At 31.7% G+C, this 20407-nt stretch carries 22 protein-coding genes and 1 pseudogene; 16 read left to right on the forward strand and 7 right to left on the reverse strand.

The genetic code is table 11. The annotated features are described in order from the left end of the window. Positions 1-65: 65 nt before the first annotated feature. The 13 genes and pseudogenes from HZC47_11030 (at position 66) to HZC47_11090 (ending at position 10325) form a co-directional block, all read left to right on the forward strand. A complete protein-coding gene (locus tag HZC47_11030; protein MBI5681417.1) occupies positions 66-1772 on the forward strand; it encodes an ABC transporter ATP-binding protein in 1707 nt (568 codons plus the stop codon). A 71-nt stretch (positions 1773-1843) separates the two neighbouring features. Further along, positions 1844-2395: a flavin reductase family protein gene (locus tag HZC47_11035; GenBank protein MBI5681418.1), complete on the forward strand. Its 552-nt coding sequence runs from the start codon at positions 1844-1846 to the stop codon at positions 2393-2395. Between the two features lie 27 nt (positions 2396-2422). Then, positions 2423-2818: a universal stress protein gene (locus tag HZC47_11040; GenBank protein ID MBI5681419.1), complete on the forward strand. Its 396-nt coding sequence runs from the start codon at positions 2423-2425 to the stop codon at positions 2816-2818. Positions 2819-2901: 83 nt separating this feature from the next. Next, positions 2902-3333, forward strand: coding sequence for a hypothetical protein (locus HZC47_11045; GenBank protein MBI5681420.1), 432 nt, complete (start codon positions 2902-2904; stop codon positions 3331-3333). A 130-nt stretch (positions 3334-3463) separates the two neighbouring features. Then, positions 3464-3628 carry a rubredoxin gene (locus HZC47_11050; protein MBI5681421.1) on the forward strand — a complete coding sequence of 55 codons (165 nt, stop codon included), beginning with the start codon at positions 3464-3466 and terminating at the stop codon, positions 3626-3628. Positions 3629-3714: 86 nt separating this feature from the next. Then, on the forward strand, positions 3715-3876 hold the full coding sequence (locus HZC47_11055) for a rubredoxin (GenBank protein ID MBI5681422.1): 162 nt from the start codon (positions 3715-3717) through the stop codon (positions 3874-3876). A gap of 2 nt (positions 3877-3878) precedes the next feature. After that, positions 3879-5063 carry an FprA family A-type flavoprotein gene (locus HZC47_11060; GenBank protein MBI5681423.1) on the forward strand — a complete coding sequence of 395 codons (1185 nt, stop codon included), beginning with the start codon at positions 3879-3881 and terminating at the stop codon, positions 5061-5063. Positions 5064-5095: 32 nt separating this feature from the next. Next, complete coding sequence (locus HZC47_11065; protein MBI5681424.1) at positions 5096-5608, forward strand: ferritin; 513 nt, start codon at positions 5096-5098, stop codon at positions 5606-5608. Positions 5609-5666: 58 nt separating this feature from the next. Next, positions 5667-6416 carry a peroxiredoxin gene (locus HZC47_11070; GenBank protein ID MBI5681425.1) on the forward strand — a complete coding sequence of 250 codons (750 nt, stop codon included), beginning with the start codon at positions 5667-5669 and terminating at the stop codon, positions 6414-6416. Positions 6417-6471: 55 nt separating this feature from the next. Then, positions 6472-7092, forward strand: a pseudogene (locus tag HZC47_11075) (superoxide dismutase). Between the two features lie 159 nt (positions 7093-7251). Continuing rightward, positions 7252-8550, forward strand: coding sequence for a phenylacetate--CoA ligase (locus HZC47_11080; GenBank protein ID MBI5681426.1), 1299 nt, complete (start codon positions 7252-7254; stop codon positions 8548-8550). A 36-nt stretch (positions 8551-8586) separates the two neighbouring features. Next, entirely contained in the window at positions 8587-9018 is a 432-nt protein-coding gene (locus HZC47_11085; GenBank protein ID MBI5681427.1) for an ACT domain-containing protein, read from the forward strand. Positions 9019-9170: 152 nt separating this feature from the next. Next, positions 9171-10325, forward strand: coding sequence for a trypsin-like peptidase domain-containing protein (locus HZC47_11090; protein MBI5681428.1), 1155 nt, complete (start codon positions 9171-9173; stop codon positions 10323-10325). Positions 10326-10429: 104 nt separating this feature from the next. On the opposite strand, the gene HZC47_11095 is transcribed toward HZC47_11090, so the two are convergent. The 5 genes from HZC47_11095 to proS all read right to left on the reverse strand — a co-directional run bounded on the left by HZC47_11095 (position 10430) and on the right by proS (position 14854). Then, positions 10430-11215 (reverse strand): zinc-ribbon domain-containing protein, encoded by a 786-nt coding sequence (locus tag HZC47_11095; protein MBI5681429.1) that lies wholly within the window; start codon positions 11213-11215, stop codon positions 10430-10432. Positions 11216-11227: 12 nt separating this feature from the next. Then, the gene (gene thiD / locus HZC47_11100; GenBank protein MBI5681430.1) at positions 11228-11974 is read right to left on the reverse strand and encodes a bifunctional hydroxymethylpyrimidine kinase/phosphomethylpyrimidine kinase; all 747 of its coding nucleotides are present in this window, start codon (positions 11972-11974) and stop codon (positions 11228-11230) included. Beyond that, complete coding sequence (cofC, locus tag HZC47_11105) at positions 11971-12651, reverse strand: 2-phospho-L-lactate guanylyltransferase (GenBank protein ID MBI5681431.1); 681 nt, start codon at positions 12649-12651, stop codon at positions 11971-11973. Before cofC ends, thiD begins: the two co-directional genes overlap by 4 nt. Before the next feature lie 79 nt (positions 12652-12730). After that, on the reverse strand, positions 12731-13423 hold the full coding sequence (locus HZC47_11110) for a hypothetical protein (GenBank protein MBI5681432.1): 693 nt from the start codon (positions 13421-13423) through the stop codon (positions 12731-12733). A gap of 21 nt (positions 13424-13444) precedes the next feature. Continuing rightward, a complete protein-coding gene (proS, locus tag HZC47_11115; GenBank protein ID MBI5681433.1) occupies positions 13445-14854 on the reverse strand; it encodes a proline--tRNA ligase in 1410 nt (469 codons plus the stop codon). 1037 nt (positions 14855-15891) lie between these two features. Between proS and HZC47_11120 the strand changes: the two genes are divergently transcribed. The 3 genes from HZC47_11120 to rpiA all read left to right on the forward strand — a co-directional run bounded on the left by HZC47_11120 (position 15892) and on the right by rpiA (position 18280). After that, positions 15892-16935, forward strand: coding sequence for an NAD(P)-dependent glycerol-1-phosphate dehydrogenase (locus HZC47_11120; GenBank protein ID MBI5681434.1), 1044 nt, complete (start codon positions 15892-15894; stop codon positions 16933-16935). 169 nt (positions 16936-17104) lie between these two features. Beyond that, positions 17105-17536, forward strand: a complete 432-nt coding sequence (locus tag HZC47_11125) for a UPF0179 family protein (protein ID MBI5681435.1) — start codon at positions 17105-17107, stop codon at positions 17534-17536. Between the two features lie 69 nt (positions 17537-17605). Next, the gene (gene rpiA / locus HZC47_11130; GenBank protein MBI5681436.1) at positions 17606-18280 is read left to right on the forward strand and encodes a ribose-5-phosphate isomerase RpiA; all 675 of its coding nucleotides are present in this window, start codon (positions 17606-17608) and stop codon (positions 18278-18280) included. A 22-nt stretch (positions 18281-18302) separates the two neighbouring features. Here the strand turns inward: rpiA and HZC47_11135 are convergent, their stop codons facing one another. Next, positions 18303-19691, reverse strand: coding sequence for a 2,3-diphosphoglycerate synthetase (locus HZC47_11135; GenBank protein ID MBI5681437.1), 1389 nt, complete (start codon positions 19689-19691; stop codon positions 18303-18305). A 78-nt stretch (positions 19692-19769) separates the two neighbouring features. Continuing rightward, a complete protein-coding gene (locus tag HZC47_11140) occupies positions 19770-20108 on the reverse strand; it encodes a UPF0058 family protein (GenBank protein MBI5681438.1) in 339 nt (112 codons plus the stop codon). Positions 20109-20407: the final 299 nt, after the last annotated feature.

The following is a 20407-nucleotide window of genomic DNA, read 5'->3' on the forward strand; positions in this document are numbered from 1 at the left end:
ATATTATAATATTCTTTACAAACTGTATTCACTAGTTATAATGCTTATATTTCAAGGTGTAATCAATGATAGAAGTGAAAGACTTATCGAAAACTTATAAAATGGAAAACAGTGATGAAATCAAAGCACTGAAGGATATTAATCTTAATGTTAAAGAAGGAGAGATATTAGGAATAATTGGAATGAGCGGATCCGGAAAAAGCACACTTTTAAGGATTCTAAGAGGGGTGGAACCCTTTGATAGTGGTGAAATAATTCTTGATGACATAAAAGTGTCTTTTGATTCAACTCCTTACTACTATACAAAGCTTAAAAAGGTAACAGCGATCCATCTTCAAAGATCATTTGGTTTATGGGCAGAAACAAGTTTACAGAACGTAATAAGAAAATTATCTGGAGCTAAATATGGAGATGAATCATTACAGGATTTTGAAGATGCTAAAGAGGAGTTTGATGAACAGGCAAGGGAAATACTTAAAATTGTAGGTCTTGATCACAAAGCTGATCATTTTGCTCCTGTTTTAAGTGGCGGGGAAAAACAAAGACTAATTATGGCAAGACAACTTGCAAAACAGCCAAAAGTACTTCTGCTTGATGAACCTGCCACAATGTCATGTCCAAAAACAAAACAAGAAATTTTGGATTCTATAAAGAATATAAACAAGGAATTAGGAGTCACTGTTGTATTGGTATCTCATCTGCCGGAAGTTCACGAATATCTTGTTGATAGATTAGTTCTTATGGAAAATGGAGAGATTATTGATGAAGGTTCTCCTAAAGAAATAGTCACAGAATTTATGAAAGATATGGCACCAATGGAACCTTTAGCAGGGCCAGAGAATATAGGAGATCCTATAATTAAAGTAGAGGATTTAGACAGGCGATTTTTCCTTATTAAAGGTGGCAGTACTCTTCGAATTAAAGATATAAGCTTTGATATTAAAAAAGGAGAGATAGTGTCATTGATAGGGCCGAGTGGGGCAGGAAAAACAGTTTTACTTAGAATGATAGCTGGTCTTGATTTCCCGGATTCAGGAGATGTTCTTTTTAAATTGAACAGTAACTGGGTTAATATGCAAGATCTAGGGCTTGAAAGAATGAAGGTTAGGAGAAAAATTGGATTCATGCACCAGGAATTTTCTCTTACTCATTTTGCAACTATTAAAGACCAGATAGCGTCTCGGCTTGGGGTTAAAGACGAATATGTTTTATATGAAGCCCGTAAAAAAGCTGAAGAATTAGGAATTAGTGAAAAAATACTTGATATATTATATCAGCTTACAGATCTTCCAGAAAACGAAGCTAAATCACAATTAGAAAAAATTGGACTTTCATCTAACATTTTAGAAAAATTGTTCCCTAAATTTCCAGATAAAGAAGTTAAAAAATATGCTGAACCTGTATTTGAAGCACTTGATTTATCAATGGATATTCTGGATAGAAAATCTTATGAACTGTCCGGAGGCCAAAAAGTCAGAGCTACACTGGCCCTTGTATTAACATCCAACCCTGAAGTTTTAATATTAGATGAACCCTTTGGAGATCTTGACCCTATCACACTTAGAATGGTTTCAAATTCTCTTAAAAGAATAAATAAAAAATTTGGCACAACTATAATAATGGTCAGTCATCATGTAGACTTTATTAGAGAAGTTACAACAAGAGCATTGATGATTGAGGAGGGTAAGCTTATAGGAGATGGTGATCCTAAAAAACTATGCGATGAATTCCTCAAAATTTGTAATGCTAAATATCTGATGCAAAAAAATTAAATCATGAAAATTTAATAATATACATGATGAAATTTTATTTGAAATTTATTTAAACTAATAAGGTGATAAAAATGGATTTTGAAGAAATAGGCACTGAGAATGCATATAGAATACTCGCACCACGTCCCACTATTATTGTAACAACCATAAATAAGAAAGGAGAAGTGAATGCTGCTCCATTTTCTTTTACAATGCCTGTTTCAATGAATCCTCCCCTAATTGCCTTTGCATCAGTTACCAGTCATGATACATACAAAAATATAGCTGAAGTGGATGAATTTGTGGTAAATATTCCCAATGAAAACATTTTAAAGGAATTGTGGATAACAGGGGAAAAATTTCCCTATGGTATAAACGAAATAGAAAAAGCTAATCTTACCCCAAAATCTTCAAAAAAAGTTTCACCACCGGGAATTGATGAATGTGTAGCATGTATAGAATGCAAGGTGCATTGGATTAAAAAAGCAGGAGATCATGATATTATAGTGGGAGAAGTTTTGGATGTAAGTATTCAAAGTGATTCCCTAAAAGAAGGTCTTCTCGATGTTAAAAAGGTAAAACCAATCTTGCATTTAGGTGGAATGAATTTTGTAGTAGGGGATCATCTTAAAAAGGTAGAATAATCCTTAAACTAAAAGGAAGTGTATTTAATGTTTGAAACAATCGTTGTTCCCACTGATGGCTCAAAATTTGCTCAAAAAGCTGAGGATATGGCAATTTCTATTGCAAATAAGTATGATGCAAAGATTGTTGGGGCTTATGTCATTGATGATAAGCTTATTTATCCCTATGAAGTTCTTGAAGAAGAGGGTAAATCCATATTAAAAAATTTAAGCGACAAAGCAAAAGAAAAAGGAGTAATTGTAGATGAAATTCTTGTTGTGGGAAACCCTGCAAAGGATTTGGTTACAATTATCCGAAGAATGGATCCAGACATTGTTGTAATAGGAACTCATGGAAAAAAAGGTTTAGAAAAACTTTTAATGGGAAGTGTGGCTGAAAACATTTTAAAAACAGTAGAAAAACCAGTTTTACTTGTAAAATAATTTATTTTCTCTATTTAAGAATTTTTTTATTTGTATTGCTACTTAGATAAATCTAATTAGTATTTAGATGGTTGTGAATGATAATGAGGCTCTGGAGTCTTCATCCAAAATATCTTGATATAAAAGGTTTTGTTGCACTTTGGAGAGAAGGAATAATGGCTCGAAATGTCATTAGTGGCAAAAAACATGGTTATAAAAATCATCCTCAACTTGAAAGATTTAAAAAACAGAGATATCCCTTAATTGCGCTTGATACATATTTATTAAATGTTTATATGGAATCAAAACAGAGGAAATACAATTTTAATCGTGATTTAATTGGTTTTGAATTTAGTAAATCTAAAATGGAAGTAACCCAAGGCCAGATGTTATATGAACTAAAACATCTAAAAAGAAAGCTCAAATTAAGAGATTTTAAAAGATATGAAAAATTAATGGAAGTAAAATTTCCAGAGCCAAATCCTATTTTTAAAGTAGTAACTGGTAATATAGAGTCATGGGAACGCGTTTATTAAAAAAAAATCAGCATTATACCTATGATTTAGATAATTGATTCTACAAAATTTATATTAATATCAAATAACAATAATTAAAGTTAGTATTAAATTGAATTTATTGTTAGTAAAACATATCTGGAGAAATTAAATGGCAACTAAATACAAATGTGGAGTATGTGGTTACATATATGACCCTGAAACAGGCGAACCAAGAACAAAAACAGATCCTGGAACTTCATTTGAAGAATTACCAGATTTATGGCGCTGTCCAAAATGTGGTGCGGGCAAAATCAGATTTACAGCCCTTAAATAATAATTTAAATTATTAGATTCTTTAAACTGAATTTATGGATTTAATAGTTATAGTTTAGTGTAATGGAACATTTGGAGGTTAAAAAAATGCAGAAGTATATATGTATAGCATGTGGTTATGTATACGACCCTGAAGAAGGCGATACAATGTCAGGAATTGACGCAGGCACAGCTTTTGAAGATTTACCCGATGATTGGGTCTGTCCAATGTGTGGTGTTGGAAAAGATCAATTTGAACCTGTGGATTAAGCATGGTACTCCGAATTATTAAACCCGAAATTTACTATACTGGCGTTATAGATTGGGATAGGAGATTATTTGATGAAATAATCCCTCTCCCTGAGGGTACAAGTTATAATTCCTATTTAATAAAGGCCAGTAAGAAGAATGCACTTATAGATACTGCTGATCCCAATAAAAAAGAAGAATTTTTAGATAATCTGAAAAAAGTAGATATTAAGATTGATTATATTATTTCTAACCATGCAGAACAAGATCACTCTGGTTTAATAGGTGAAGTTCTTGATATTTATGAAGATGCAAAGGTTATAACCTCTCCAAAATGCAAAGAACTTCTAAAAGAACTTTTTTTAATTGAAGATGATAAATTCATAACAGTTGAAGATGGAGAAACACTCTCACTTGGAGATAAAACACTTAAATTTATTTACACTCCTTGGGTGCACTGGCCAGAAACAATGGTTACGTATCTTGAGGAAGAAAAAATTCTTTTTTCATGCGATTTCTTTGGATCACATATTGCAACAAGTCAACTATTTGTAAAAAACGAAGAACATGTCTACAACGCCGCAAAAAGGTACTATGCAGAGATAATGATGCCTTTCAGGCTTTTTATACGTAAAAATATGGAAAAAATCAATGAACTGGACATTGACATTGTAGCTCCAAGTCACGGACCATTATATCCAAAACCAGAACTTATTTTTGAAGCATATAATGCTTGGATAAGTGATAACACTAAAAATGAAGTAATCATACCTTATATATCAATGCATGGTAGTACAAAGAAAATGGTTGATTATTTAGTTAGTATCTTAATTGAAAATGGAATAACAGTAAAACCATTTAATTTGACCGTTTCAGACATAGGAGAATTAGCTATGTCTTTGGTGGATGCATCTACACTGGTTATTGCTACACCAACTATTTTAACTGGCCCTCATCCAAGTGTAGTTTATGCTACATATCTTGTTAATGCACTAAGACCTAAATTAAAATTTATATCCATAATAGGTTCATATGGATGGGGCGGAAGGACAGTTGAAATTCTCAAAGGAATTTTAACAAATTTAAAGCCTGAAATTATAGATCCTGTCATAATAAAAGGATTTCCAAAGGAAAATGACTTTAAAAGTATTGATAACTTAGCAGATGAAATTTTTAAAAAGCATAAAGAAATTGGTTTAATTGATTAATTTTAATGAAATTAGTTATCAGGAGGAGTAATATGATTAAAAAGAAGGTTTTGGATGCTTTGAATTCTCAATTAAATGCAGAACTTTATTCTGCATACCTCTATTTGTCAATGGAGGCATATTTTGAATCAATAGATTTAAGTGGATTTGCAAACTGGATGAGAGCGCAGGCACAGGAAGAATTAGCCCATGCAATGAAGTTTTATGACTATATAATTCAAAGAGGAGAAAGAGTTATTTTGCCATCTATTGAAGAACCACCATCTAAGTGGGAATCAGCTCATGCAGTTTTTGAACATGTTTACAAACACGAACAGAAAGTAACTGGTTTAATAAACTCTTTAGTGGATTTAACTGCTTCTGAAAGTGATCATGCTACCAATAATTTTCTCCAGTGGTTTGTAGCAGAGCAAGTAGAAGAAGAAGAGTCTGCTAGCAGTGTGCTTCAAAGAGTTAAACTTACAGCAGATTCACCTGGTGGATTGTTTATTTTAGACAATGAACTTGGACAAAGAGTATTTAATCCGCCTACCAAAGGAGAATAAATCTTTTTTTATTTAACATGATGATCATAATGTAATTTCTAAAAAATGAGGGTTTAAAATGGGTAAAAAAGTAAAGATATATGAAGTAAGGAAAACCAAGAAGATTGATGATGGTGGAACTGGTGGAATGCCACTTATTGGCTCAAAATTCCCTAAAATTAAGGATGTAAAAACAACAAAAGGTATTATAAAACTTCCAAAAGCCTTTAAAGGAAAATGGTTTGTTTTATTCAGCCACCCTGCTGATTTCACGCCAGTTTGTACAACCGAATTTTTAGAATTTCAAAGAAACTACAGTAAATTCAAGAAACTAAACTGTGAATTAATTGGATTAAGCATTGATCAGGTCTTTTCACACCATAAATGGATTGAATGGATAAAAGAAAACTTCAAAGTAAAAATTGAATTTCCAGTTATAGCTGATACTGGTGAAATAGCAAGTAGATTAGGTTTAATCCATCCAGCTAAAGGAACAAATACTGTAAGGGCTGTTTTTATTGTAGATCCTGAAGGAATCATCAGAGCAATGATATATTACCCACAAGAGCTTGGAAGAAACATGGATGAAATATTAAGGGCAATTGAAGGTCTTAAAGTTAGTGAAGAAGAGGGAGTGGCTATTCCAGCTAACTGGCCTAAAAATGGATTTTTTGGAAGTGATGTCATAATTCCACCAGCTGGAGATGAAGAAACAATCAAAGAAAGACAGAAAAAATCTAAAGCCGGAGAATATGAATGTGTTGACTGGTGGTTATGCCATAAGAAATGGTTTAAAGCCTATGAAACATCTAAATGGAGAGATATTTAATTAAAGACGAAATATATCCAATTAAGTCAATAATTAAGTAAAGGAGGTAGTTAATGTGTTAAGAAATTATTATGAGCTACCAAAATTAGATTATGAATATAATGGGTTAGAACCTTATATTTCAGAAGAACAGCTAAAAATACACCATCAAAAGCATCATCAAGCTTATGTTGATGGTGCAAACGCGCTTCTTAAAAAGTTTGATGATTCTAGAGAAAAAGGAAATGATTTTGACATAAAAGCCACTGCTAAGGAACTTTCATTCCATGTAGGTGGATTTGTGCTCCATAAATTGTTTTGGAAAAACATAGGCCTTGCAAGTGAAAATGGTGGAGAACCCCATGGAAAAATAGCAGAATACATTAAAAAAGATTTTGGAAGCTTTGAAAGATTTAAAAAAGAGTTTTCACAGGCAGCAATTAGTGCTGAAGGTTAGGGATGGGCAGCATTAGCATTATGCAGATTAACTGACAGATTATTCATAATGCAAATTGAAAAACATAACTTCAATGTAATTCCCAACTTCAGAATAATGCTTGTTCTCGATGTGTGGGAACATGCGTATTACATTGACTATCAAAACAGAAGGCCTGATTTTGTTGAAGCATTCTGGAAAATTATAAACTGGGATGAAGTAAACAAAAGAACAGGAACGTGGCTGAACTCTCCACTTTAAATTATTTTTTTTATTTATTCTATCATTAATTTATTTTAAATATATAATTATTTCAAAGACTGAAATGATATGATAAAATATATTAGTTTATAAATTAGATTTCTAACCAGTTTTAATGATAAATAATTCAAACTAACTCATTGATAGGCAGGGAGATAAATGATCTGGAATGAAGAAGCAGAGTGCATGTCCAAAGAGCAGAAGGAAAAATTACAGCTTGAAAGATTAAAAGATGTTGTAAAAAGAGCATATGAAAATGTTCCCTATTACAAAAAGCGATTCGATGAATTAAATATCAAACCAAGTGATATTAAAACTCTTAAAGATATTGAAAAACTTCCTTTCACTGAAAAATCTGATTTAAGAGCAGCATATCCTTTTGGAATGTTTGCAGTTCCAGAAGATGAAATAATAGAAGTGCATACATCATCAGGGACAACAGGAAAACCCACAGTTTCAGGATATACACAAAAAGACATTAAAATCTGGGGCGAAGTGATGGCAAGGGCCTTGACTATGGCTGGAGCCACAAAAAAAGACTTTATTCAAAATGCTTATGGATATGGCCTATTTACTGGAGGATTAGGCGTACATTATGGTACACAAGAAATTGGGGCTACTATTGTTCCTATTTCTGCGGGAAACACCATGAGGCAGCTTGAAATAATGACAGACTTTGGAACAACCATAATTTCATGTACGCCATCTTATGCACTTTACCTGGCAGAAGTCGCCGAAAAAGAAGGAATAAATACAAATGAGATTAAATTAAGGGCAGGAGTATTTGGGGCTGAAATGTGGACTGAGGAAATGAGGAATGAAATTGAAAAACGTCTTAATATTATTGCACTTAATATTTATGGGCTTACAGAGATTATAGGGCCAGGAGTGGCTATGGAATGTGAAGATAAGGGAGGATTACATATTTCAGATGATCATTTTTATCCTGAAATCATAGATTCTAAAACACTGAAAACACTTTCTGAAGGGGAAAAAGGAGAATTAATTCTTACTACGTTAACTCGAGAAGGAATGCCTATAATTCGTTTCCGTACTAAAGATTTAACATCTTTAAAAACGGGTAAATGTAAATGTGGAAGAACTCTTATTAAAATGGACAGAATCACTGGACGTACTGACGATATGCTGAAAATAAGAGGAGTAATTGTATTCCCATCACAAATTGAAAAGGCGCTTTTAAAGATTGAAGGCCTTGAACCAATTTATCAGATAATAATCACAAGACCTCATCATCTGGATGAACTCGAGGTTCATGTTGAAACCTCTGAAAAACTCTTTTCAGATGAAGTAAAACATGTAGAAGAAGCTAAAAAAATGATTGAAAATCATATACATAGCGAAATAGGATTAAGAGTAAATGTAACTCTTGTTGAACCGCAGTCAATTCCAAGAAGTGAAGGAAAAGCAGTAAGAGTTATTGATAAAAGAGAATTTTAAGATTAATTATTGAAAAAGAATTAAGGAGCTTTAAATATGAAATTAAAACAAATTTCAATATTTTTAGAAAATAAAAAAGGAAGACTCTGGAAGGCATTAAGTATCATAAAAGATGCAGGAATCAACATACGTGCTCTTTCAATTGCAGATACATCTGAATTTGGGATTTTAAGAATTATAGTCCCAGAACCTCAAAAAGCTAAAGCAGCACTGGAAAAAGGTAACTTTGTAGTTAAAATGAATGATGTAATTGCTGTTGAAGTGCCTGATGAACCTGGAGGGTTAGATGGAATCCTTGAAATATTAAATAAAGGCGATATCAATGTGGAATATATCTACGCTTTTGTTGAAAAAAAAGGGGAAAAAGCAATAGTTGTTCTACGTACAGAGGATGTTGATGCAGGTATAATGGTTTTAAGTAAAGGTGGAGCTACAATGCTCTCATCAGAAGAAGTTTATGTTTTATAACTCAGTTTATAGATTTCAAATAATCAAAAAAGTTATATCTTAAATTTCCATTGGAGATATTTACCATCAATTGTGATATGTAAACTTTTTGGAATTTAAAATGAAATTCTGAACTTAATTAATGCGATAATAAAGTTTTATGTGGTGAAAAATTGAAATGTCCTGAATGTGGATCTGAAAACCCTAAAAATGCAAGATTCTGCGAAGAATGTGGAAAAAATTTGCCAGAAGAAGAAATAAGAAAGCCAGGCACATTTAAAGCTACTTATAGAAAAAATAAACCTTCATCAAATGGAGGAATAAAAAATAAAGTAATAATTGCATTAGTATGTATATTTGTAGTAGCAGCTTTTGTTGGTCTTTATGCCATTTCTCAAAACTTTAATACAACAACATCTCCTCAAGGTGCGACGGTTTTCATTTTAAATCAAGTTTCAGGTGCTTCTGAAGTCACTGACACAAAAACAGGTGCAGTTTACCCCATAACAGTTGAAAATTATAGTATTGGAGGTGGTTCAGGGTTTATTATTAGTAAAGAGGGATATATTGTTACAGCAGCCCATGTTATCAGTGACCCCAAATCAGTGGATTATGAAGATAAGATTAAAAAAATGGACAGTAATGATTTACAATTTTATGTAAACCAGGCAGCAATCTATATTTTCCTGGAGCAAACTCAGCCAGATTTGGTGTCTAACATAAGTGATGAACAGTTAGATAACTTAACAACAAAAGCAATGGCAGATGGAACTGTAAGAGCAACAAGATATGAGCAAAACATTTATGTAATGGGTCCTGCATTTCCAGATAGTAACGAAACTCCGTCTAAAGTAGAATTGATAGATATGGGAAATGTAGACGCTGGAGTTGATGTAGCGCTCTTAAAATTGGATGAGATAAAAACCAGTTTACCTACATTGTCATTAAGTTCTGAAAAAATTGAAGTGGGGGAAAATGTACGTACTTATGGTTATCCCACTGAGCAATTTGACTTTTATGCAAGCTTAGATGAGAAAAATCAAACAAAAGATATATGGAAAAGCATGCTAACTGCATCAATAACTAAAGGTATTGTAAGTGCAGAAAGAACATGGACAAATGGAACCAAATTTTATCAAACTGATGCTGCTGTAGACTATGGAAACAGCGGAGGGCCAGTAACTGACGATAACAATAAGGTTATAGGTGTTCTGGTTATGGGTTTTGAAAAACAGGGATTCAACTTTTTCTTACCTTCAGAATATGTAATAGAACTATGTAATAAAAATAAAGTTTCTTTAAATGGAGGATCATTTTTTAACTTCTAAATAAACCATAATTATTGTTTAAACCATTATAATTCTTTTTTAAAAAAAAGGAGAATATAACTTTATTTTTTAGTTAAATAAGTTAATAAAAAAGAAAGATAATATTAAATGTCATTCATTATTTTCCTTTTTATTTTCTCAAACTCTTCTTCATCTATAGCTCCCATATCCAGAAGTTCTTTTGCTTTTTCAATCTTAACCATTGATTCAGCAGTTTTTTTTGCTTTTAATTTTTGAGTTGCATGCCTTTTTTGAGCAGAAGCTGCAAATTTACTTCCTAAATCTGCATCAACACCTTTTATTTTAATATTACTTTCATCAGTTAATATTTCAATAGTTTTAATTCCAGATTCTTCCTTAAATGATATACTGTTAATGTCTTCGTATTTAAGCATCTGAATTTCATCACCTAAACCTTCAATAAATCCATTCCTGTTAAAATTCAAACCATCTTCACCTAAAACCAATTCTCCAATTACTAAATTTTCAGAAGTATCTTTGGATTTTTCTTTCTCTTTCACAAGTTCATTTTCAGGTTTTTTTAAGGTTTTTTCCTCTTTTGGTTCAGTTTTAACGGTTTCTATTAAAGATTCTCCACAAACAACACAGAACTTTGCATTTTCTGGATTTTGGGCGCCACATGCAGGACATTTTTTGGTGTTTACATTTTCTTTAATATCCTGAGGCTTAATATCAACAGTTTTTTCTACAAAACTTTTTCCACATCCAACGCAGAACTTCGCATCAGCATGGTTTACAGTACCGCACTCAGGACACTTCTTTTTACTAGTTACTTCAGCCTCTACAACCCTCTCCTTTTCAGGACGTTTTCCTTGTCTACGTGCTGCAAGTCTGCTACTTATTTCATCACTTGAAACCACAAAAATCACCTCATTTTAAACTTAAATAAATTTATGAAACTGATTTAAAGTACCTTTCATTCCATATTTAATACTTTCTCTTGTAAAAACTCCTGCATTTTTAACTGCATTTTCTAAGTTATCTCCTTTTACAAGGGATGATGTTACAGCTGATGAATAAGTGCAGCCACTACCATGGGTATTATTACTTTCAATAAGCTCCCCCTCAATGACTTTAATTGAACCATCATAAAGCACGTCTGTTCCTTCAAGATGACCTCCTGTTATTACCACATTACATAATTTTCCAATTTTTAGGGCAGCTTTTATGGAATCATCAACATTTTCAATAGTTATTCTGGAAATTTCCTGAGCTTCATATATATTAGGTGTAGCTATCGTTGCTATGGGTAAAAGATGTTTTTTTAAGGATTTAACCATATCTTTTTTTGATAAAAACCCTCCAGAACCTGCAACCATCACGGGATCTACCACTGCATTCAAATCATATTCTGAAATTTTTCGAGAAACCGTTTTTATGATTTCATCAGAATAAAGCATCCCTGTCTTTACAAATTCAATATGCTCCTGTTCTAAAAGGGTATCAATTTGTTTTTCAATAAATGATGTTTCAACAGCTTGAATTCCAGATACTTTTTCTATATTTTGGGCAGTGATTGCTGTAATAACTGCAGTTCCGTAAACACCTAATGCTGTAAATGTTTTAATATCGTTTAATATTCCGGCACCACCAGACGGGTCAAATCCGGCAATACTCATCGCAATCATGCAGAAACCTCTCGGTTAACATTCAAACGTTCTGAACCGTGATTAGATCTTACCTTTAGATGTATTTTTCTTAAATATGCTCTTGCTTCAGTTTCATCTCCATGTAACATTATTTCTCCAAGATCTTCAGCAGTATTTACGTCTAATGATAAATAAAATGAATCATATATTTTAAAAATTAAATCTTTCTTTTTAGCTTCTTTAATATGTTCAAAAAAGCTATAATCTCCAAATTTCACTGAAAACCCAGATGAAGGACAGAGGAGAGTGTTTGTTCCTCCTCCTTTTGCTGGAGCTATAATAACATTAAATTCTTTACTTTTATTTAATATGTCATTAACATGGCTTTTTTTGATTAAAGGAACATCAGAAGGTATTATAAGTACATTATCACAGTAATTAGAACAATATCTCATGGCCTGAGCTAAAGCACCATTTAAATCAGTAACACCATTTTCTTTTAATGTTATAACTCCCAAATCATTTGCATAATTTAAAACATTATCATCTGAGCTTATAATCACAGTATTTTCTACAGAACCATTTAAAGCTTTTATAACATCTTTTAACATGGCTTTTAGTAGGTTTTCACGCTCTAATACAGTTAGTTTTGGAGATAATCTGGTTTTAGCATCTGAAAATTTTGAAACTGGAATTATTGCAAATGTTTTCTTCATTTTCAACTCTCTGTGACTTTTTATTAGTAAAATTGGCTAAACTGCTATTAAATGGTTTTATAAAGTATTTAATTATTTATTACATTCCCAGTAATCCTTTTAACCAGTTTGAAAAGTTATCTATCCAAGTTTGGGGATTTCCAACATTTAAACCTTGTTTTTGGTTTAAATCTTTAATTTCAGATTCATTCACATTAAAAGTTTTCATAAGGTCACTTTTAGCATTAGATACATCTTGCCGGAATTGTGTCCATGATATTTTCTTTGTATCTACAATAGCCACAGGCTCTCCAGTGTAAATATTCAAATTTCCTCCAGACATAATTAAATAAATTTGAAGCTGTGCTTTATAGGCACTTTCTGGATCTAAAGGATTAGAATTCCGTATAACTTGAGTTACACCATTATAAGTGCTGTTTACAGGTAATAGTTTCGTGTTAGCAACTGCTCTTTGGGAAGGCTCGATACAGTAAGCTTTTACAGTTTCATTTGAATTTGAAGCTACTTTTTTATCTTCTCCAATCACCAAATCCTGTGAAGGAGTGCTTGATAAAACATCTCCTTTTTTAACTTTAACTGCCACATTTCCATCATTTGTTATTATAACCTCATGAGGAACGGTTCCAGCAGAGGTTTTTTGAATTACTTTAATATTTCCATTGCTGTAGGCGTCTTTAAGCGCTGTTCCTCCAGATACAGAATAACTTAAATATCCTGAACCTAAAGCAAATATTAAGATTACAAATATAATGCTTAAAACCCTTATATTCATTTAATTTTCTCCATAATTTAATTAATATGTTTTAGCAATTAATGTTTTGCATTTAGCAGGTTTTTTACAGTTAATACACTCTTCAGTGGCTGCATTTTCATCTTGAATACCTAAAATATCTACTTTAACTTTTTCTTCTAACTCTTTTCCACAGGCTTCGTCACCACACCAGTAGAACCGAGCTATGCCTTTATTGTCTTCAATTTCACTTGCAGCTTCTTCAATTGTTTGAACATCTTTTATATGTTTATTAAAAGCGTTCCATGCATTTTCTTTCATATCATGACTTATATTTTCCAGTATTGACTTTATATTATTTATAAATTCATCTGATTCAATAGAAATGGTTTCTTTTTCGAGTTTATCTCTTCTAAAGATGATGGCATTTTTATTTTCAATATCACGAGGACCTATTTCCATTCTTAAAGGAACTCCTCTCATTTCATACTCATAATATTTTTTACCAGCCCTAATGTCTCTACCATCAAAATAAACTCTTAAACCTGCTTTCTTTAGTTTATCTGTCATCTGCTGGCAAAATTCTAAAACTTCTTCTGCTCTTTTTTTAAAGATTATTGGAATAATAACGATTTGGTAAGGTGCCACTGCAGGAGGTAAACATAATCCTTTTTCATCGCCATGAATACCTATGATAGAGGCTATAACTCGGTCAGATACACCATAACATGTTTGATAAACATATTCATGTTCGCCTTCAGCTGTTTCATAAGTTATGTCGAAAGTTTTAGCAAAAGTTTGCCCTAAATTGTGTACAGTTCCAATTTGAAGTGTTTTACCGTCTGGAAGAATGGTATCAAATGCCATAGTGTATTCAGCACCAGGGAATTTATCCCATTGAGGTCTTTTACTTATTGAATAAGGAATTCCAAGCATATCAAAGAATTCTCTATAAATTTTAATTGCTTTCTGTACTTGTTCTTCACATTCTTCACGAGTAGCATGCACTGTATGAGCTTCTTTAAATGTAGTGATTTCCCTTACCCTTATAAGGGGCCGTGTATGTTTTGTTTCATATCTAAATGTGTTAACAATTTGATAAAACTTCATGGGGAGATCGCTATGGGATCTAACCCATAATGCAAACATAGGGTACATTGCAGTTTCGCTTGTAGGTCGAAGGGCAAGTTTTTTATTTAATTTGGTGAGTCCACCGTGTGTAACCCAATAAACTTCTTCTTCGAATCCTTTGACATGTATAGCTTCTTTTGCAAGCTCATCTTCAGGAACTAATAATGGGAAAAGTACTTCTTCATGAGTTTCATCTAAGATTTTTTTTAAGATATCTAATGTATATTTTCTTATTTTGAATCCTTGCGGTTGCCATACGTGCATTCCTTTTACAGGATATCTAATATCGATTATTTCTGCTTCTTCTAAGATATTGTGGAACCATTCACTGAAATCTGTCATTTATTCACCTGATTAATCTAATAATAAACAGTATATATTGTAATTGAATTTCTTTGTAAATAATATGTAAATATTGTTATTTTAGTTATTTAAAATTAAGTAAAATTAAAATATTTTTTAGATATTCATAAAAATTAAAAACAAAAAAGAAATTTCAATGTCAATTTCCATCTAAAAATCTAATAAAACATTTCATTAATTTTAAAAAGCTGTTTTATTGAAGAATAAAAAGTAATAGTACATAATTAATGAATATAACATTTATAATCAATTAGGGCATGATATACAGATGATCTAAGGATTTTCAATACTTATTATTAATGAAAAATCTCTGCAATATAATTATGCATAAATTTTGAATGAATAGGGAGTTAAAACTATTTTTTTTACTGTAAAACTCCCTAAAACAGGTTTAAATCCATTAACTTTTAACGTGTTTAACTCCTCTTCCTCTTTTACTTCCAGCTTTTCTATAGTTGGGTTTTTGTCTTGTTCTAACTTTAGTTCCTTTCACTTTTGCCATTTTTTCAACTCCTAATTTATTAATTTTATTATTTGTAACTGTTACTTGAATTGTATCTGCAACACTCAATAAAATGTTTGAGAGCAGTACTCAAATTTTCTTTTTTAACCTAAAAAGCTATTGCTTATTTTTAGTCTTGTATTGTGATTAGAAATAGTTGTGATTATTAGATCACTATTATTTATCATCTATTTTATTTTTAATATAGTTTATATAATTTGTTACTTTTACTTTGAGATTATTTTTTTTAATTTTTTCCTTTTTCAATTTAGCTTTTATGAATTGAAATAGTAATTTTCCAAAAATTTGATAAAAAATAGAAAAAGATATTTGATTGGTTAAGAATAAAGATTGTAAAGAGCATTATATACTATGTTAAGAGATATTTACAGTTAGATATATTGATAAATCTTTATTTAACACTTTATCATTAAAGATAATATAACATAATTTAAAGCAGATAAATTGCAAAAACAATAAAATAATAAATTTATTAGGATATAAGGACGATAAAATGGATTTTAGAAAAATTCAACTACCAAGAGAAATTTATACAGGAGCAGGAGTAATTGAGAAAACAGGCTCTATTTGTAAGGGTTTAATGTTTAAAGGCAATGTTTTAGTAGTAAGTGGACCCAATACTCTTAAAATTGGTGGAGAAAAGGCTATAGAAAGCCTTCAAAACGAGGGATTTTCTGTTGAGACTTTTATAATTGATAAAGCTTCCCAAGAAATTGTTTTACAGGTTCAAGATATTGCAAAGAATGTTTCTGTGGTTCTGGGAGTGGGCGGTGGAAAAGTAATAGACACTGCAAAACTTGCAGCAACAAGAAACAATATTCAGTTTGTCAGTGTTCCAACAGCTGCTTCTCATGATGGAATAGCATCGCCAAGGGCCTCAATAAAAGATGAAGGTGGATCAGTATCTCTTGAAGCTCAAGCACCAATTGGAGTAATTGCTGATACAGAAATTATAAGTAAAGCTCCATTTAAACTGATTGCAGCAGGATGTGGAGATATAGTATCAAATTATACTGCTGTTTTAGACTGGAAATTAGCATATAGGCTATTAAATGAATATTATAGTGACTCAGCAGCAGCTTTATCACTTATGACTGCAAAAATGACATTAGAATCAGCTAATGCTATAAAAGAAGGCCACATTGAAAGTGCAGCTCTTGTTGTTAAAGCATTAATAAGCAGCGGAATGGCCATAAGTATTGCAGGAACAAGTAGGCCTGCAAGCGGTTCTGAACATAAATTTAGTCATGCTTTAGATATCATTGCACCTGAGCCTGCGCTCCATGGTGAGCAATGTGGACTGGGCACCATAATGATGATGTATCTCCATGGTGGGGACTGGAAATTTATAAGAGATACATTAAAAATCATAAAAGCTCCAACAACTGCTCGTGAATTAGGAATAGAACCAGAATACATTATTGAAGCTCTTAATATGGCACATACTATTAGAAAAGATAGATATACTATATTGGGAGATAGGGGACTTACAAAAGATGCTGCAGAGGAACTTGCAGCTGAAACAGGAATTATATAAACTCGCATGTGTTTTAAAAAGAGCTAACTCAAATATCTTAAAGAAAAGATGAACTATATGCCCAAACACATAATGATTTTTATAGTGAGAAGTATAAACATGGGTATGACAGAGTAATATTCATTGATTTAATTTTATATAAAAAAATATTATTTAAAGGAGATAAACAATGATAACGCTTATTGGAAAAGATCTTGCAGAAGAAGGACTTAAATTCATTCAATATGGGGCTTCTGCAGAATGTGAAGCGTGTAGATTTAGAAATACGTGCATAGATTCTCTTGAAGAAGGAAAAATGTATGTAATAAAGGATGTAAAGGATACAGAACATCCCTGCCCTATTCACAACAATGGAAAAGTAAAAGTAGTTGAAGTGGAAAGAGCAGATATTGAAACACTTGTTGATTCTAAAAAGGCTTTTGAGGGATCTATGATTGTAGTTGACTTTCCAGAATGTGATAAAGAGTGTACTATGAGAGATTTATGTTTTCCCGAAGGTTTATACGAAGGGGACAAATGTAAAATTATTAAAACAATAGGAAAATCTCCTAATAAGTGTTTAAATGGTTTAAATCTTAGTTTAGTACTTTTAAGGCAATAAAATATATTTACATTTTCATATTACTTGTTATTATTTATATTTTAAAATTATAGGATAGAGGTTTAATTTATGGAACTAAAAAAAATAGTAGGATATGCTGCTGCAGAATTAGTAGAAAATGGAAACGTGGTTGGACTTGGAACTGGATCTACAACCCATTATTTTATAGAAAAACTGGGTGAACGTATTAAAAATGAAAATATGGAAATATTAGGTATCCCTACCTCTTATCAGTCATTTTTACTTGCAAAGGATTCTGGAATTATAATTACAACTCTTGAAGAAAATAATATTGACATTTCAGTTGATGGTGCAGATGAAGTTGACAGTAACTTTAATCTAATAAAAGGAGGAGGAGCTGCGCATACAATTGAAAAAATCGTTGATGAAGCTGCAACAAAGTTTGTAGTCATTGTAGATGATTCAAAAATAGTTGATAAACTTGGAGCATTCCCTGTTCCTCTTGAAGTGATACCTCAAGCTTGTAGAACTGTAAGTAATCATGTAAAAAAATTTGAAGGAATACCTTCTTTAAGAATGGCAAAAATGAAAGACGGGCCAGTTATAACAGATAATGGTAATTTCATTGTTGATGTTCAGTTTAACGCCATAGAAAACCCTGCAAATTTAGAAAAAGATCTTAATGCAATTCCTGGTGTTGTAGAAAATGGAATATTTGCCGGAATTGTAGATGAAGTTTTAGTAGGGACTGCTGAAGGTGTTAAAACTTTAAAAAAAGTGTAAATTAAAAATAAAAATATTTTTTTTATTTATTTTGATGGTCAGATATTGATTTTTCAACCACTCTAATTATTGCATCATCTAAAAATTGGGTTCCACCATCAATTTCATCGGAAACAATGGGGATATTATCACAGTATACTACATCTAAACCTGATTTTAGGGCATCTTTAGTTGCTACGTCAACTGCAGCAGCTTTTAACTCTGTAAGCATTATATCTGCATCATCAATATATTTAACAATGTCTTTTTGAAGTAACGGTCTGTTAGAAAGATGAGGTGTTGTGCCAACAACTTTACAGCCATAATTATCTTCAAGATGTTTTACGAGCACTTTTTTTACTGAATCTGGAGCAGTTGTTGCAAATAGAACATTCTTATTGGTTATATCATCTAAAGGCTTTGGTCTAAAAAAGGTAGGTATAACTTCAGCTTCAGGATTAATTTCCTTTATAAACTCCATAATTCGTTTAACTTTTTTTGGACTTGCCATTGGCTCTTCACACATAGTAAGAATCACTAAATCTGCTAATTTTATTCTGTAAGGTCCAAAAAACATTTCTATATTGTATATCGGCTGATTAGCTCCTACGAGCACGATATGTCTGTTAGTTTTAATTGGGGGAATTGCAGCTCCGCTACCTTCCATAATTATAAAATCTGCATCAACTTCATTTGCAAGCTGAGCACCTTTTTTCATGTTGGTGATAAAAACATCCCCAGCCATACCACCACCGCATCTACGGCATCCAATAGTTAAAACACGGCTCATCAAGGCATCTTCCCAGTGATCTGAAGCAGCGTGTACACCTTTATCTGATTGTTCCATCAAGTATTGAGGAGTGATTTTTATTTGATCTCCACGGACAATTTCAGGATTTTCAGGACCGCCTCTACCCATAGCTACAATACAAGGGTTATATTCTTTTTCATGAATTAATCTTGCTGCATAAGCAGATACTGCTGTTTTTCCAATTCTTTTTCCAGTACCTAATATTTTTAGAGATGGTTTTTTTAAAATATCATGTTCAGAGAGGGGGTCAAACTTAAAATCAGGTCCTTCATATGAAATTCCGTTTTCAAGTGCTATAGTTGCCATTTTAAATCTTTTAGAGTAATCAACTATGGGTTCATCACTTAAATCCATAACAACATCAGCATCATATTTTTTTATCATTTCACCGATAACATTATATGGAATTTTGTGATGATCATCACCAAAGTGTACTGGTCTTTCTAATTTTTCAGAGATTCCTTCTTCAGAAGCATCTCTTAATTTTTCAGTACCACCTATAAAAACAACAGCAACAATTTCATTGTGCTCTATATTATCAAGCATGTCTAGAGCAGACTTTGTAACAGGCAAATAATGTTCTCCATCAACTAAACATATCATTTTCCTTAAACTTTTCATAAACATACCAGCCCTATGTTATAATTAGAATATTTCCAATTTACGAAGTTAATATGCATCTATTTTAAATCAATAGAATTAGATTATTTCTAAATTTCTATTTCTTTCATATTTTAGGACATTATCCTCATGCATGCGAATTATTTCCTTTCTTGACCGTTTAGCAAGTTCTGATAAGCCATTAACAACATTTGTGGGTGCTGCACCGTTATTCTTCCTGGCTAGTACCTCAGAAATTGAACTTGATAATACAAAAATAGCATATTTATGTTCGGCTTTTGTCCTGTGAATATGATGAGGACTTATATTAAGGCGGAAATATTCCTCGCATTCGTCTTTAACTTCGTATCCATCTTCTAAATATTTTAAAACATATACTAAAAACTGGTGTATTTGTATAAGCTCATCTTTATACATATTTACCGTGCCCCTCCGTTTATCAATCTGAAATTAAATTGCATGCTTTAGATATATTGTGTTGTATGCAACATCTAAAAAAGAATGATGAAGAATGTGCTCAACTAAAAATATCCTTTGACCTTTATGATTCTAAGAATTATCTATGATATACTTTTTGATGGTATTAATAGTATAAAACAATGTAAAATTTTTAAGTTAATTACTAATAGAATAGTAATAATATAAATAAAATCACTTTTTTGGGTAAATATTTAAATTTAATTCAACAACTAACAATTGTGATATGATGGAAATTT

Source organism: Methanobacterium sp. (assembly GCA_016222945.1).
In the GTDB taxonomy this organism is placed as follows: domain Archaea; phylum Methanobacteriota; class Methanobacteria; order Methanobacteriales; family Methanobacteriaceae; genus Methanobacterium_D.